Raw genomic sequence first — 15,273 nt, 5'->3', positions numbered from 1 at the left:
CCGTCGTTCGACAACTCAACTCGACGTTCGAAGGAATTCGACCATGTCAGCCGCCATCGTCTGCGCTTCCCATACTCCCCTGATGTACAAGGGGCCTGCCAGCAATGAGACCGAGCAACGTGTTCGAACCGCGTTCGGACGCCTCGGAAGCTTCGTGAAGGAGTTCGCGCCTGATTACATCATCCAGTTCGCGCCCGACCACTTCAATGGCTTCTTCTACGACCTGATGCCCTCGTTCTGCGTGGGAGCGGGAGCCGTCTCGCTGGGCGACTGGGGAGGCGGGACGGGCCCGCTGGACGTTCCGGAGAAGACGGCGCTCGAACTCATCGACCATTTGCGGGCCGAGGATTTCGACGTCGCGGTTTCCTACCGCATGCCGGTCGATCACGGCTTTGTCCAGTTGTGGGAGGCGATGCTCGGAGACTTCAAGTCGATTCCGATCTTGCCGATCTTCGTGAACGCCGCTGCGCCGCCGGTGCCTACCTACCGCCGCGCCCGCCAACTCGGTGAATCCGTCGGCCGCTTCGCGATGCGGTCCGGCAAACGGGTGCTGTTTGCCGCGTCCGGCGGACTCTCGCACGATCCACCGCTCCCGTCGATCAAGGATGCACCGCCCGAAATCCGCGAGCGGCTGATCAACGGCAGGAATCCGACCGCCGAGGCCAAGGAAGCTCGCGAGAAGCGCGTGCTCGAGGCAGGTGTTCTCGCCGAGGCGGGCAAGGGGCCGTGCCAGCCGCTCAATCCCAAGTGGGACGCGGAGTTCATGGAAATCCTTCGCAGCGGCCAGATATGGCGCGCCGACGCGCTCGATACCGGCAAGGTCTGCGAAGTCGCGGGACGCGGCGCCAACGAGGTCCTCGCATGGGTCGCCGCCTTCGGTGCCTTTTCGACAGGCGGTCACTTCAAGATGGACCAGGAATTCTACGAAGCGATTCCGGGCTGGATCGCCGGCATGGCGATGATGGCGGCCAAGCAGGCCGACGGCGCTCATTGATCGACTAACCCCGCGCGAATGCGGAAGCATCGCGGAGCAGGAAAATGGCATACGAAACGGACGTGCTCATCATCGGCGCCGGCCCCACCGGCTCGACGACCGCCCTGGCGCTCGCCAATTGCGGCGTTCGCAATCACATCGTGTCGCGTGGCAACTGGATGGCCGACAGCCCGCGCGCCCACATCACGAACCAGCGCGCCAACGAGGTTTTCCGCGATCTCGGGATCGCGGAGGACGTAGCCAGCTACGCGAGCCCCTGGGAGCTCATGGGCGACACGACCTTCACGACCAGCCTGGCCGGCTCCGAGCTGATCCGGATGCGGACGTGGGGGACCGGCGACGACCGCCGCGGCGATTATCTGCGCGCAAGCCCCTGCGGGATGGTTGACATCATCCAGCCGCTGCTTGAGCCAATACTGTTCCAGAAGGCGGCCGAGAAGGGCGCGACTTTTGCGTTCAACACCGAGTACGTCCGGCATGAGCAGGATGCGGACGGCGTGACGGCTACGCTGCGCGATCGCCTTGACGGGCGAGAGTACACCGTTCGCGCGCGTTACATGGTCGGCGCGGACGGCGCGCGCTCGATGGTCGTAGACCATCTGGGCCTACCGATCGAAGGACAGATGGCGCGCGCCGGCACCGTCTACACCGTCTTCAACTGTGACCTCACCAGATACAGCAAACACCGGCCGAGCATCCTGAACTGGATCGTGACGCCGGATGCGAGCTTCGGCGAGATCGGCATGGGCCTGCTACGCGCTGTGCATCCGTGGACGCAGTGGATCGCCGGTTGGGGCTTCGACATCAGCAAGGGCGAGCCGGACTTATCTCCGGAAGCGATCATTCCGAAGATAAAGGTTCTGATCGGCGATCCGTCCGTCGACATCGACATCGTGCGCACATCGATCTGGTACGTGAACCAAGCCTATGTGACCCAGTATTCGAAAGGCAGGGTGCACTGCGGCGGCGATGCGGTCCACCGGCACCCGCCATCGAGCGGATTGGGCAACAATACCTGCGTTCAGGACGCCCACAACCTCGGCTGGAAGCTCGCCTATTCGGTGAAGGGCTGGGCCGGTCCGAAGCTGTTGGAAAGCTACTCGCAGGAGCGCGCACCAGTCGGCAAGCAGATCGTGCTGCGAGCGAACCAGTCCCGGCTCGACTACGCCCCGCTGAACGCGTGCTTCAGGGTGCCGGGCGCGGAGAACCCGGTCGCCGCGGGTATCGCGCGTTTCCGCGATCCGGGGCCGGATGGCGTGGCCGCCCGAAAGGCGGTGCAAGCAGCGCTGGACCTGAAGCAGACGGAGTTCAATGCCCAGGGCACCGAGATGAACCAGCGGTACGAATCCTCGGCCGTGATTCCCGACGTCAATGCCAAGCCGGAGGAGTGGCGGCGAGATCGCGGCCTCTACAATCAACCGACGTCGCGCCCCGGTGCGAAGATCCCGCATGCATGGCTCGTCGATCGTGACGGCTTGCGCGTGTCGACGCTCGACGTGACCGGGAAGGGCCTGTTCACCATCGTGACCGGCCTCGCCGGCCGGGCGTGGAAGGAAGCGGCGCTGCGCCTCGATCTGCCATTCCTCCGCGTCGTGGTAACGGGCTCGCCGGATGCGCAGGACCTCTATTGCGAGTGGCAGCGCATTCGCGAGATCGAGGAAGCCGGAGTGCTGCTTGTTCGCCCGGATGGCGTGGTCGCCTGGCGCGACGTGGAGGGGACGTCCGACGCAAGCGCGGCGCTCGACCGGCTCAGTGCAGCCATCGGGACGGTCCTGGATCTTCCGGACCTCTCGGCGATCCCGCGGCAGAAACCATCTTCTGCGTCTAAGCCCAGCGGCACGCCGCTTTTCGCCTGACGTCAACGAACGAGATCCAGCTATGAGCGACAAAAGACCAGAGAACTTTTCCAGCGTCTGGGCCGATCTGAGGGGCGTTTCCTTCAAACAGCACTTCATCGACGCCGGCGGAATTCGGACCCGCTGCATCGAGTCGGGCGATCCGTCCAAGCCACTCGTCCTCGCGCTGCACGGCGTCGGCGGCCATGCCGAGGCATACTCCAGAAACTTCGGTCCACACGCCGATCACTTCTGGTTCGTGGCCATCGACATGCTGGGACACGGATGGACCGACAAGCCGGCCATCGACTACCAGGTCGCGGACTACGCCAATCATGTCCTCGCCGTCCTCAAGACGCTCGGCAGGGACAAGGCGATGATCAGCGGTGAATCGTTGGGCGGCTGGGTCGCCACCTATCTGGCCGTGCATCATCCCGCGACGGTCGAGAAGCTCGTCCTCAACACCGCCGGCGGCTGGACGGCGCATCCCCAGGTGATGGAGCGGTTGAAGAAGCTGTCCAACGAAGCTGCATCCGATCCCTCCTGGGAACGGATCAAGGCGCGTCTCGAATTCCTGATGTGCGACAAGAGCATGGTTTCGGACGATCTGATCGAGACCCGTCGCGCGATCCACGCGCAGCCCGGATTCGCCGACACGATGAAGCGGATCATGTGCCTGCAGGAGATGGAAATCCGCCGGCCCAACATGATCACCGCCGACCGATACCGGTCGATCGAGGCGCCGACCATGGTCGTGTGGACCTCGCATGATCCGACCGCGACGCCCGAGGAGGGGAAGCAGATCGCGGACATGATTCCGGGCTCGAAATTCGTGGTCATGAACCGCTGCGGCCACTGGCCCCAGTTCGAGGACGCCGAGCAGTTCAATCGGCTCCACATCGAATTCCTTCGGACCGGCAAATAAGGATCGTTCCGATGAACCAGCTAGCCAAGCAGAGCGAACTCGCCGCTCAGATCCGCGCCGCCTACGCGGGCAGGCCAATCGCGCCGATCCGGCCGCAGTTAGCGGACCTTGACGTCGATGGGGCCTACGCCATCCAGCAGGCGAACACCGCGCATTGGGAGAAGGAAGGTCGGCGCGTGGTCGGAAGCAAGATCGGGCTGACATCGCGCGCCGTGCAGAAGCAACTCGGGGTCGATCGTCCCGACTTCGGGGTTCTCTTCGCCGACATGATCGTGGGCGAGGACGAGCCCGTCGTTGCGGGGCGTGTTCTTCAGCCGAAGATCGAGGCGGAGGTGGCTTTCGTTCTTGATCGGGACGTCGAGGTCGAAGCGCCCACGATGGCCGACGTGCTGCGGGCGGTGGCCTACGCGATGCCCGCCCTCGAGATCGTCGGCAGCCGCATCACCAATTGGGACATCGGCATCGTCGATACCATCGCCGACAACGCGTCGTCCGGCCTCTTCGTTCTCGGAGGGCCCGCCCGCCGGCTGGATGGCCTGGATCTCCGTGCTCTCCAGATGCAGATGACGAGGAAGGACGAGGTCGTCTCGAAGGGGACCGGCGCGGCCTGTCTCGGCAATCCGCTCAACGCGATGGCCTGGCTCGCCGACGAACTGGCCCGCCGCAAGCGGCCGCTGCGCGCCGGCGACGTCGTGCTCTCCGGCGCGCTCGGCCCGATGGTACCGGTGAACCCAGGCGACACTTTCGAGGCCAACATCGCAGGGCTTGGCACCGTCTCGGCGCGGTTCGCCTGAGCACATCCGAAGGAACACAAATGAAGCTCGTCAGATTCGGCAATCCAGGCGCTGACAAGCCGGGGCTCGTCGACGATCAGGGGCGCCTGCGGGACCTGTCGAATGTCATCGCCGACCTCACCCCCGCCAACCTGTCGTGTTCGGCGCTACACAAGATCACTGTGCGATGGCCCCCGCAACGGTGCCGGTGAAGCTGCGTTGGACGAATGAGACACAGCAGACCCGCTGCAACGACTGGGTTTACCGTCGCAACCAACCGAAGAGAACGTCGTTGCCCTGCATCCGGCTACTATATCGCCATCTATCTCAATGCGGTGGAGCTGCTCGCGAAAGCGCTCTCGGCCAGCGATGCGAAGGCTGCGTGCCTCAAGCTGTGCGAACTCACCGATTGCATCGTCGTCGCGCCGCGGATCAGGCGCTTGATCGGTGTTCCGGGCGCCTTGCCCGACGCCCGCCTTCGTCACGGCATCGATGAACCGTCAATTTGGACAGGGTTGCCCGGCAGCGCCCCACAGGGCCATGTCTTTAACATGACCCTCGAAGGTACCCGGTGGCGTGGTGCGGCCTGCTCCGGGTGCCCATCCCCGCGGGATGAAGCCGTTTAGCGATGCATCGTGCCGCAAATGCTCGAGAAGACCGACGGCATCGCGACCGCCATTGCGTTTGGGATCCTTCAGTTGCGCACAAATCTCGGCACCGCTCTTGCCGAACCAGATGAACGCCACCGGGGCGAGCTGCCAGTCAATACCGGCGCGCGGCGGCGCCGGTGCCGGGTCGTTCGGTTGGCTGGAGGTCATGTGACAAGTCGAGCAGGAGATCGCCTCCGCCCCGATGCGGCTCTGTCCACCATGGATATTCATGCCGTGCACTCGGGGCTTTGATTCGCCCGCCGGCGTCCAGATCGGAATTGCATTGGCGTCGACATGGCAGTTGGCACAACGTGGATGCGTCACCACGGCTTCAATCCGTTTCCAGGCCCGCAGGCCCTCGGCGCGGCTGACGCTGCCCGGCGGAAGCGCATCCTTCGCCGGGTCCTTGGCGACGACAATTCCCGTGACGGCCACTGTCGATGAAGCGGCAAACGCAAGCGCGATCAGAGACATCTTCATGGCGCGCCCTCACACGAAATCGATGAACTTGTTGAAGGGCATTTCGCGGATGCGCTTTCCGGTCGCCGCGAAGATCGCGTTGGCGAGCGCGGGCGCGGCAGGAGGCACGGGCGGCTCGCCGACGCCTCTCACCTTGGGATCGTTCTCGAGCCCGCGCACCTCGATCACCGGACACTGATAGATCCGCATCGCTTCATGGTGATTGTAATTGGTCTGCTGTACGCCGCCCTTGGCATAAGTGAGTTCGCAATTGATCGCGTGGCCGAGCCCCCAGATCACGCCGCCCTGCACCTGGTTCTCGAAGTTGACGGGATCGACGACCTTGCCGACATCGACCGCGACCCAGACCTTGTCGATCCTGATGCCCTTGTCGGTCGCCGTGACCTCGACGACTTCGGCTGTCGGTGTCCCGAATGCTTCCACGAACGCGACGCCCCGGCCTTTGCCGTTGCCGAGCGGTCCCTTCCAGTCCGACATCTCCGCCAGCGTCTCCAAGAGCCTGCGGTAGGTCGGAACCGCGCACATCTCGATGCGTGCCTTCATGGGATCGAGCCCGGCCGCATGGATCATTTCGTCGATGAAGCTTTCGGTGAAGAAGCCGGCCGTCGAAGCGCCGACCGAGCGCCATGTGGTGCTTGGCGATAGCCCCCGCGCCTCATAGGTCGTGGCCCGGAAATTCGGGATGTCGTAATAGACGTTCCAGTGACCGGCGGCCAATTGGGCGTCGGGATCCTTCGAGGGGACGCCCGAACGCTCGAGCAGTCCGTTGAGCGGCGCAGTCGACGCCAATTTCAGGTCGGCCGCGACGATCTTGCCGTTCTCCACCTTGCCCTTGTGCCGGGCGATCGCAATCTGCCGCGGAATGTCCTGGATGAAATCCTCCTCGCGCGAGAACACCAGCTTAATCGGCGTTCCCCTCATTTGATTGGCGATCTCGGCGAGCACACGGACGTTCTCGTATTCGAGACGATGACCGAAACTTCCGCCGGTCCATTGATTGTGGAAGGTGACCTGTTCCGGCTTGAGGCCGATCGCATTCGCCGCGACCGACTGCACGAACCGAGGGCTCTGATGGCCGACCCAGATCTCCATGCCCTTGTCGGTGACGAGGCCGATCCCGTTGAGCGGCTCCAGCGGCTGATGCGCCACATAGGGGGCGCGATACTCCGCCTCGACCAGCTTGCCGGTCTTTAGCGCCGCATCGACATCGCCGATCTTCCGCCATTCCTTGCCGAGGAATTCCGGCTTGAACGAGTTCTCCAGCACCTTCCAGTGGCCGGCCTGTTCCGCGGGGTAGGTCGAAGGCGCCCATTTGCAATCGATCGCCGCGACCGCCTTCATCGCGTACCAGCTGTTGGTTGAGATGACAGCAACGCCATTCTTGATTTCGAGGACTTTCTTGACCCCCGGCATCTTCAGCGCCTTGCTGGCATCATACGATCGCAGCGGCTGCCCCTTGGCGGGGTTCAGCTTGACCGAGGCATAGAGCATGCCGTCCATCTTCTGATCGATGCCGAACTTCAGCTCGCCCATGACCTTCGATTTGATATCGAGGCGCATCATCGGCTTGCCGACCAGGCGCCATGTCGACGCCTCGCGCGGCTTCACATCAAGCACCGGCGGAATCGTCGCGGCTTCCGCGGCGAGCTGGACGTAGGGAATCTTCGTGCCGTCGGGCAGGATCACATCGCCGGACTGAGTGCGAATGTCGGCCACAGTAACGCCCGAACGTCTGGCCGCCGTCGCCTTCAGCGTCTCGCGCGCGACTGCGCCGGCTACCCGGCATTTTTCGTAGGTGTCTGGAATCGTGCTGGAGCCGCCTGTCATCTGCAGGCCGGTCTTTCTGAGATATTCGAGCGTCGCCGCGCGCGCTTCCTCAGCGGCAGGACTCTGGTCCGCCGCCAGGAACGGCGCGAACTCGTCCTTGAAACCGGTGTTGAAGTAGGCGGGCGAGGGCCCGGCAAAGCGGATTTCGAACTGACCGGGATCGAGATCCATCTCCTCGGCGATCAGGATCACCTGCGCGGAGCCGACGCCCTGGCCGATATCGGCGTGTTGTGCAATGAGCGTTATTTTTTCCGGGCTGATCTCGACCCAGGGATTGAAGGTCACGGAGTTGGGTCCAAGGCCAGCGGTCAATGGATTGCCGTTCGCGGTCTCGGCAGCCGCGGCGGCACTGTACGAGCCGAAAGCAATGCCGCCGGCTACGGCCGCGGAGCCGAAAACGAAGGCTCGGCGGGAAATGCGCGGTAAGTCGCCCATCCTACTTCTCCGCCATCTTTCTTGCGGCAGCCGCATGAATCGCAGCGCGAATGCGCGGGTAGGTGCCACAACGGCACAGATTGCCGGACATCACCTCGTTGATCTGCTCCTCCGTCGGCTTGGGGATCCTTTGAAGGAGCGAAATGGCCTGCATGATCTGGCCGGTCTGGCAATAGCCGCATTGCGGGACCTGATGCTCGATCCAGGCCTGCAGAACCGGGTGCTGGTCTCTGTTATCCAACCCTTCGATCGTGACGACCGACTTGTTCGCGACGTCGCCGATGCGCGATTGGCAGGAACGGACAGCCTTTCCGTCGATGTGAACCGTGCAGGCGCCACATTGCGCTACGCCGCAGCCGTATTTGGGGCTCGTGATGCCAAGCTCGTCGCGCAACACCCAAAGCAAAGGCATCTCAGGAACGACATCAACTTCGTGCCTGGTCCCGTTGACCGTGAGTTCGATCATGTCGATATGTCCCTTAGGGATGCTAACCCCAGCCTAGCTCAACTGTTTGCAGAGCGAAGGTAAAAGCAGGTTAAATCATTGTGGGCGTGCGACAGATGCGATCCCCGCTCCCTGCAGCTTGACGGCGCCGCGCTCTTTCGCGAGGGTTTTCGTCCGAAATCTTCCCGGGGGCTGAGGTCGGGAGAAGCGGCTTCGGGATTTGAAGGACAACGTTGCCAGCTGCCAACAAATTGCAGATCACGGCAACGCGCTCATCTCCTCAAATCTCTCGTGGAAGCGCCTTCGGCGAATCGCTTGAGGACCGGTCGCAGGAGCCGTGCCGCCTCTTTGTTGCGGCCCGAATCTGTGTAAAGAGACGCCAGATCGTTGACGATACGCAGTTCGAAAGAGACGGAGTTCATGCTGCGCGCCTCGTCTCGCGCAATTCTTAGCAAGCGTTCAGCATCGGAGTGCTTGCCGGATCGAACCAGCAGCAGGGCTTGAATTCGCTGTATTTCTGGTCGGCACCATCGCTCCCGCTGCTGCTCTTGGTGTCTCAGCGCTCTGATGATCGCTTCTTGAGCTTCGGGAATCTTGCCCTGCCGGGAAAGTACCTCAGCAAGATGCGCGAGATACATGCCGATGCGCATCAAGTAACGGCACTCTATCAACTCGGTGACGGCATCCCGCATCTCGAAAACGGCATCCCGATTGCCGTTCAAGTCTCGCACGACAGCCGCGAAAAATCTTTGAACGGGAACCCAGCGTGCGATATGTTCCCGCCTCAAGACGGATTGCAGTTGCAGGGTGTAGTTCTCGAGCGCATCGAGATCGCCTCTATAGAGCGAGACCGGGAGCGCGCCCAATCCCAACGCGTTGGCTTGCGAGACCAGGTGACCTGCGTTTGCGGACGCGACGACAGCCTCGCTGGCAACACTTGCGGCGTAATCTACATGCCCGCTCAGCCAGGCGACGATTGGCAGATAGAATCGTGTCGAGATGTAGCGATCGACATCCAGTTCCGCCATGCGGGTTCGCTTGTCGGGCTGACTGTAGGTCTTCGCTTGTCTCGAGAGGACGTCCCAGCTCCAAGTCAGATCTCCAGCATGCGCCTTTGCCCAGGCCAAAGCCCGATCGCCATCAGCCGCTCCAGGCCAATCCCCGTGAATTTGGCGTAGTGCGCGAAGTTCTTGGAGACGCTCAATGGCCTTGTCGATCTGTCCGATCTGCATCAGATAATAGGACAGTCCCAATAGGGCGCGCATTTGATAATCGGGACTGTTCGCGGAACGAGCATATGAAAGGGCGGTGATCCAGGCTTCCTCGTTCTCGTTCCGAAGTTTGCGCGCGTAGAACAAGCCCCACGCTCGGGAGCAGGCCAGTTTCGCCTTCGAAAGATCGTCGCATGGGACAGTGTCGGCCGCCTCGAGGGCCAAAGCCACCCATTGCTGCGACTCCGACAGCAAAGACATCTCCGACCACAGCGGGATCGCAGCCGCCGTGAGTTCGATGCCGAGTCCCTTTTCGTTTCCGTGGCCGAATGCCCACGACAAAGCCGCGCGCAAATCGGCGAGGCGCCCGCGGTACCGGGTCAACCAGTCGCGACCCTCACTCGATTCGCACTCATCTTCAGATCGTTTGAGCAGGGTCAGTATCCGACAGGCGTGGCAATGAAGAGCCGGTTTGTCGATCGAGTTCTCCTGCCGCCGCGCCGCCGCATAGCGCCGTGTGCTGTCGAGGAGTCTGTAGCTGAGTCCCTCTCCAATCACTTGTGCTGTGACGAGTGATTTGATGACCAAGCCGCCCAGGCCGGCAGCGACATGAACCGGCTTCAATCCGGCGACCGCTGCGATGGCGCCGATATCGTCCAGTTCGAAGGCGTCGGCGAAGACCGAGGTCAGCTGAAAGACCATTGCCTCGTTTTGCGATAGAAGCCTGAAGCTCCAGTCGATCGTTGCAAGTAGCGTTTCATGACGGGGCGTTGTGTCGCCAAGGTGAGGGTTTTGAAAACCCGCATGTTCATCCAGAATTGCAAGCAATTCGTCCGGGGCATAATGCTCCATTTTGGCTGCCACCAGCTCGATCGCGAGAGGAAGACCGTCGAGTGCGCGGCATATTTGTGTGATTGCGGCGCAATCTGAATCCACAAGTTCGTACCCGATCCACTCCGATGCCCGGCGTACGAACAGTTCGACAGCGGGAAAACATAGGGCTTGCTCACTCGTGATCGTGTCTACGACGTCGGGACATGCGAGTGGATCTATCCAAATGATGTGCTCGGCCGAGGTCTCAAGCGGTTCGCGACTTGTCGCGAGTAGCTTCGTGCTACCGCTGTCAGAGGCAAGCCCGCGAGCAAAGATCGTGACCGCTGGAAGTACATGCTCGCAGTTGTCCAGAATTACCAGCATCCGACGCTGCCGAACATAATCGAGAATTGCGCCGAGGGTATCTCCCGGATTACCGCGGAGCCCCAATGCGGCTGCAAGTGCGATGGGGACCAAGGATGGGTTGTCAATAATCGACAAATCGATAAAGCAGACGCCGTCCGGGTAATGCCGCTCAAGGGCGCGAGCAACGGCTATCGCGATAGTAGTCTTGCCGATTCCGCCGGCGCCGACCAATGTTACGTGATGCTTGTCGCGAAGTTCAGCCATGACGTTCGCAACTTCGGCTTCGCGTCCTACTATGTCGCGCTGCGCAGGGAGGCCGGATATGTCCTGCGACCTCTCAGGAATTCCCGGATCAGCGCGATCAGAAATGGTGGTCCGAACCGGAGCCACGAATCGGTAGCCATGACCGGCGATCGTCGCGATATAAATCGGGGCGGTCTGCACGTCGCCGAGGGAGCGACGCAGACTGCTCATGTTAACCTTCAAGTTGCTGTAATGAACGTAAACGTCGGGCCACGCGGCCGCGATCAACTCGGCCTTTCGAACCAATTGACCGCTGCGTTGCACCAGTAGATGCAGAAGTTCAAAGGAGCGGCCGCCGAGTTTGACGGGTTGGTCGCCGAGCAGCAACTGTTGGCGTTTCGGATAGAGACGAAATGGACCAAAGGAGAATACGAGTTCGTTCGGCATTGAACTATACCGGTTGTTCTTCGGTAGGCGCAGTCTGGTCATGCCAAGTCAAAAATCAGCATGCCTCCACAGGGCGATCTGCGACAATACGCTTGACGTTTTGCTGAATTGCTGGGGCACGATGCAGACATACCATGAAAACACTGGCGGAGCGATCTTTCCGACGCCTCGAGCTGCTGACCGCTTTGAGTGCAGCTAGACACGAAAATGATGCTTTCCGCGGCAGGAGGCCGCGCTTGCTGCGGGAACTCGGGACCATGTCGCATTGGTCGACGCCGGCGGAAGCCCGCCGACCGGGCTGTGCCGCCCTCCAATAAGGCGACAATCGAGCCTGCACTCGGCGCGCTGCCGTCAGCGCGCAACGCGGCCACCATCCCCGGCCGGCGCGATTGTCCACGCAGCGCCTTTTACATCTTTTAACTGGCCTGATTCCGACCAGACGCTTCTACTCGCGCCCAATCCCCCGCCGAATGAAGGAATGTAACTATGAAGTCCAGTAAAGGCGCATTGAGCCTGAGCCTTCTGACCGCGATGGTCGCGATCGGCCAACCTGCCCTGGCTGCCGAGCCGAAAGCCAAGACCGCAGTCCTCGTCCACGGCGCGTTCGCGGATGGATCGAGCTGGGAGAAAGTCATTCCATATCTCGAAAAGGCCGGGCTCAAGGTCCTCGCGGTCCAGAACCCGCTCGACTCACTGGACAACGACGTCGCCGCAACCAAGCGGGCAATCCGGAACGCGGACGGCCCGGTCGTCCTCGTCGGCCATTCATGGGGCGGTGCCGTCATTACCGAAGCTGGAAATGACGACAAGGTCAAATCGCTCGTGTACGTGGCGGCCTACGCGCCGGACAAGGGCGAGTCGGTAAAAAGCGCCACCTCGAAATATCCGGATCCGGAGAGCCTGAAAGCCTTCCTCAAGGACCCCGACGGGTACCTCACGATCAGCGAGGAAGGCATCAGGAAATATTTCGCGGCCGACCTTCCGCCCAAGGAACAGGCCGTCGTCGCTGCGACGCAGGGACCCTTCCACATCAGGACGCTTGCAGCTCCGATCAGCCGGGCGGCGTGGCGCGAGAAGCCGACCTTCATGGTCGTTGCGACGAATGACGCGATCATTCCGCCGCAAATGGAAAGAGACCAAGTCAAGGCCGCCAAGGCTACGGCGATCGAGGTGCTGTCGAGCCACGTCGCGATGTTGTCGTTCCCGAAGGAGGTCTCCGAGCTGATCATCAAGGCAGCGGAGTAACGCTGGCCGCAAGCGATCGGCCGAGCATGCATGACAGCCGTGTTGGTTGGTAGTCCAACGCGATCATCAACAAGGAGCAGTATCATGGCAATCAGAAACGTCGTTCTTGTGCATGGCGCGTTTGCCGACGGCTCTTGCTGGGCAAAGGTCATTCCGTTGCTCGTCAAGCGCGGGTTGAAGGCAATCGCCGTTCAGAATCCCTTGAGCTCGCTGGCTGACGATGTGACGGCTGCGCATCGAGTCATCAACGTGCAGGACGGCCCCGTTCTCCTGGTCGGCCACTCCTGGGGCGGCGCCGTCATCACCGAGGCCGGTAACCATCGACAGGTGAAGGGCCTCGTTTATATCGCTGCAGGCGCACCGGACGGCGGGCAGTCATTTGCGGATTGGTGGAAGGACTATACGCCCGCGCCCGGCGCGGCCGAAATAAAGCCGTACGGTGAGGGCTATGTCGCCTTGACGCCCGAGGGTGTTCGCAAGCACTTCGTGCAGGACATCCCGTCGGACGAGGCCGATATCGTATACGCGACCCAAGGACCGCTGGCGGTGAAATGCTTTGGCGACAAGGTCACCGAGGCTGCATGGCGCTCGAAACCGACCTGGTACATCGTCGCAGCCAAGGACGAGACCATTCCTCCCGATGTCGAGCGCGATTCTGCGGACCGGATGGGTGCCGAGACCCTCGTGCTGGAAAGCTCGCACGTCCCGATGCTGTCTCAGCCCGTGGTGGTAGCGGAGTTCATTGCCAAGGCGGCGGCGTCGCTCTGAGATGATCGAGATCGGGGCCGCTCAGGCGGCCCTCTTCCGTGCCGGATGGCATCGAGGCACCGCAGCCAGAGGCTTTCATCGAGTGGCGCAACGACTCGGCGCCGGATACGAGCCCACCAACCGAACCCCCATTCTCTGCGGACCTTGCTGAATGGCAGCCGTCGACGGCTCGCCAAGGGATCCCCAACATGTCCAGGCCGACCTGATTTCGGTGGAAGCGCAGAATCGCGACAGCGATCTTTGATGTCGTCGTGCTCAATCACGAACGGTGGGTTGGTGCGCTAAACTGGCGGGCATCATGGCTCGGCAGACCGCCTTTCGATTGGCGAACGCGAATGCGGGGGCGCTCACGCTCGCCTCGCGCAAGCTGCGTCAACCAGGACTCGACCTCTAGCTCCATCGACCGCTGCGGCATGGACGGCAGCATAAGACGAAGGCTGCCGTTCCCTCGGTGTCGAAAACACTCCTTGGCAATTGATCGCGTGGTCTGGATCGCGATGTGATGACTCTTGGCCGTGGGATCGGCTGTACGCCAGCCGTATGCGATGCGCCGCCGGCCCGCAGGGCGGTTTGCGCCAGGGCGCCGCGGCGGCGCAAGTGCCGGCGTCGGGCGCCTTCACGCATTTTGCGCGAAATGCGCAATAATTCTTGAATATTGCGCGATTTGGGCATATACGGCGCTTCACTTTATAGTAAAACGCGCAAAATGATCGGAAGTGCGCGTGCGCGGGAGGACGAAGAAATGCAGGTTCCAATTAAGCGGGCGATCGAGAGCGTGCCTGGTGGGATGATGGTGGTCCCTCTGTTGGTCGGCGCGCTTATTGCCACCTTCTTTCCCGATACCCCGAAGTTTTTTGGCTCCTTCACCGGCGCACTGTTCTCTGGCGCACTGACCATTCTCGCGGTGTTCTACGTTTGCATGGGCGCGAGCATCGACTTCCGCGCGACCCCCTACATTGTGAAGAAGGGCGGCACCCTGCTGATCGTGAAGGTTGGCGTGGCCGTTGTCCTCGGCCTGATCTTCGGCCGCATTTTGGGAGAGACGCCGGTCGCATCTGGCATGTTCGCGGGTGTCTCGACGCTCGCGATCGTCGCCGCCATGAACGACACCAATGGCGGGCTCTATATGGCGTTGATGGGCCAATATGGACGTCCGCGTGATGTCGGCGCCTACACCGTCATGTCGCTGGAGAGCGGTCCTTTCCTCACCATGATCACTTTGGGCGTCGCCGGCCTCTCGGCATTTCCATGGCAGACCCTCGTGGGCGCTATCCTGCCTCTGGTGGTGGGGATGATCATCGGCAATCTCGACAGAGAGATGCGCGACTTCCTGAGCCGCGCGGTGCCTGTGATGATCCCGTTCTTCGCTTTCGCGCTCGGCGCCGGCCTCGATCTGTCGAAGGTCTGGCAGGCCGGCCTGCTCGGCCTCGGCATGGGAGTGGCCGTGGTGGCTGTGACCGGCATCCCGCTGTTCCTCGCCGATCGCATCACTGGCGGGAATGGCGTCGCGGGTGTTGCTGCGGCCTCGACGGCCGGTAATGCGGCAGCCGTCCCGGCGATTGTCGCCGCGGCGAATCCGGCCTATGCGGACGCGGCGCGGCCTGCGACTATCCTCGTCGCGGCGTGCGTCGTGGTGACTGCGATCCTCGTGCCGATCGTCACGGCCTGGACAGCCCGCGTTGTTGGTCGCGACGTCGAGGAGCCTGCAGAAGAGAACAACGTGGCTTCTGCCGGCAAGATGCCTCCCGCGGCGCGCTCGGTTGTCACTAAGGCAAGTCACTGAAGCAAAGTCACTGAGGCAAAGTCACTGAAGCAG

At 62.1% G+C, this 15,273-nt stretch carries 12 protein-coding genes; 8 read left to right on the top strand and 4 right to left on the bottom strand.

Annotated elements, in window-relative coordinates; genetic code table 11:
- Positions 1-43: 43 nt before the first annotated feature.
- From ACVIW0_RS30740 to ACVIW0_RS30720, 5 genes are read left to right on the top strand one after another with little or no spacing between them, the layout of a single operon-like run.
- Positions 44-994, top strand: a complete 951-nt coding sequence (locus tag ACVIW0_RS30740) for a 3-carboxyethylcatechol 2,3-dioxygenase (RefSeq protein WP_461355761.1) — start codon at positions 44-46, stop codon at positions 992-994.
- Positions 995-1,038: 44 nt separating this feature from the next.
- A complete protein-coding gene (locus ACVIW0_RS30735; protein ID WP_461355760.1) occupies positions 1,039-2,850 on the top strand; it encodes an FAD-dependent monooxygenase in 1,812 nt (603 codons plus the stop codon).
- 22 nt (positions 2,851-2,872) lie between these two features.
- Positions 2,873-3,754, top strand: a complete 882-nt coding sequence (locus ACVIW0_RS30730; protein ID WP_461355759.1) for an alpha/beta fold hydrolase — start codon at positions 2,873-2,875, stop codon at positions 3,752-3,754.
- A gap of 11 nt (positions 3,755-3,765) precedes the next feature.
- On the top strand, positions 3,766-4,548 hold the full coding sequence (gene mhpD, locus ACVIW0_RS30725; protein WP_461355758.1) for a 2-keto-4-pentenoate hydratase: 783 nt from the start codon (positions 3,766-3,768) through the stop codon (positions 4,546-4,548).
- A 20-nt stretch (positions 4,549-4,568) separates the two neighbouring features.
- Entirely contained in the window at positions 4,569-4,739 is a 171-nt protein-coding gene (locus ACVIW0_RS30720; protein ID WP_461355757.1) for a hypothetical protein, read from the top strand.
- A gap of 288 nt (positions 4,740-5,027) precedes the next feature.
- Here ACVIW0_RS30720 and ACVIW0_RS30715 read toward each other — a convergent pair whose 3' ends face one another.
- The 4 genes from ACVIW0_RS30715 to ACVIW0_RS30700 form a co-directional block, all read right to left on the bottom strand.
- Complete coding sequence (locus tag ACVIW0_RS30715; protein WP_461355756.1) at positions 5,028-5,657, bottom strand: hypothetical protein; 630 nt, start codon at positions 5,655-5,657, stop codon at positions 5,028-5,030.
- Between the two features lie 9 nt (positions 5,658-5,666).
- Positions 5,667-7,919 (bottom strand): xanthine dehydrogenase family protein molybdopterin-binding subunit, encoded by a 2,253-nt coding sequence (locus tag ACVIW0_RS30710; protein WP_461355755.1) that lies wholly within the window; start codon positions 7,917-7,919, stop codon positions 5,667-5,669.
- Position 7,920: 1 nt separating this feature from the next.
- Positions 7,921-8,385 (bottom strand): (2Fe-2S)-binding protein, encoded by a 465-nt coding sequence (locus ACVIW0_RS30705; RefSeq protein WP_461355754.1) that lies wholly within the window; start codon positions 8,383-8,385, stop codon positions 7,921-7,923.
- Positions 8,386-8,636: 251 nt separating this feature from the next.
- A complete protein-coding gene (locus tag ACVIW0_RS30700; RefSeq protein ID WP_461355753.1) occupies positions 8,637-11,444 on the bottom strand; it encodes an ATP-binding protein in 2,808 nt (935 codons plus the stop codon).
- Between the two features lie 486 nt (positions 11,445-11,930).
- Here ACVIW0_RS30700 and ACVIW0_RS30695 point away from each other — a divergent pair, with 486 nt between their 5' ends.
- From ACVIW0_RS30695 to ACVIW0_RS30685, 3 genes are all read left to right on the top strand, one after another.
- Entirely contained in the window at positions 11,931-12,689 is a 759-nt protein-coding gene (locus ACVIW0_RS30695; protein ID WP_461355752.1) for an alpha/beta fold hydrolase, read from the top strand.
- An 84-nt stretch (positions 12,690-12,773) separates the two neighbouring features.
- Positions 12,774-13,457 carry an alpha/beta fold hydrolase gene (locus ACVIW0_RS30690; RefSeq protein WP_461355751.1) on the top strand — a complete coding sequence of 228 codons (684 nt, stop codon included), beginning with the start codon at positions 12,774-12,776 and terminating at the stop codon, positions 13,455-13,457.
- Positions 13,458-14,199: 742 nt separating this feature from the next.
- Complete coding sequence (locus tag ACVIW0_RS30685) at positions 14,200-15,240, top strand: 2-keto-3-deoxygluconate permease (RefSeq protein ID WP_461357475.1); 1,041 nt, start codon at positions 14,200-14,202, stop codon at positions 15,238-15,240.
- Positions 15,241-15,273: the final 33 nt, after the last annotated feature.

The organism is Bradyrhizobium sp. USDA 4454, assembly GCF_054822705.1.
This window is presented reverse-complemented; position numbering and strand designations above follow the sequence as displayed.

Coding starts and splice junctions, on each gene's coding strand:
- ACVIW0_RS30740 (WP_461355761.1), top strand. CDS start 44: ATGTCAGCCGCCATCGTCTGCGCTTCCCATACTCCCCTGATGTACAAG.
- ACVIW0_RS30735 (WP_461355760.1), top strand. CDS start 1,039: ATGGCATACGAAACGGACGTGCTCATCATCGGCGCCGGCCCCACCGGC.
- ACVIW0_RS30730 (WP_461355759.1), top strand. CDS start 2,873: ATGAGCGACAAAAGACCAGAGAACTTTTCCAGCGTCTGGGCCGATCTG.
- mhpD (WP_461355758.1), top strand. CDS start 3,766: ATGAACCAGCTAGCCAAGCAGAGCGAACTCGCCGCTCAGATCCGCGCC.
- ACVIW0_RS30720 (WP_461355757.1), top strand. CDS start 4,569: ATGAAGCTCGTCAGATTCGGCAATCCAGGCGCTGACAAGCCGGGGCTC.
- ACVIW0_RS30715 (WP_461355756.1), bottom strand. CDS start 5,657: ATGAAGATGTCTCTGATCGCGCTTGCGTTTGCCGCTTCATCGACAGTG.
- ACVIW0_RS30710 (WP_461355755.1), bottom strand. CDS start 7,919: ATGGGCGACTTACCGCGCATTTCCCGCCGAGCCTTCGTTTTCGGCTCC.
- ACVIW0_RS30705 (WP_461355754.1), bottom strand. CDS start 8,385: ATGATCGAACTCACGGTCAACGGGACCAGGCACGAAGTTGATGTCGTT.
- ACVIW0_RS30700 (WP_461355753.1), bottom strand. CDS start 11,444: ATGCCGAACGAACTCGTATTCTCCTTTGGTCCATTTCGTCTCTATCCG.
- ACVIW0_RS30695 (WP_461355752.1), top strand. CDS start 11,931: ATGAAGTCCAGTAAAGGCGCATTGAGCCTGAGCCTTCTGACCGCGATG.
- ACVIW0_RS30690 (WP_461355751.1), top strand. CDS start 12,774: ATGGCAATCAGAAACGTCGTTCTTGTGCATGGCGCGTTTGCCGACGGC.
- ACVIW0_RS30685 (WP_461357475.1), top strand. CDS start 14,200: ATGCAGGTTCCAATTAAGCGGGCGATCGAGAGCGTGCCTGGTGGGATG.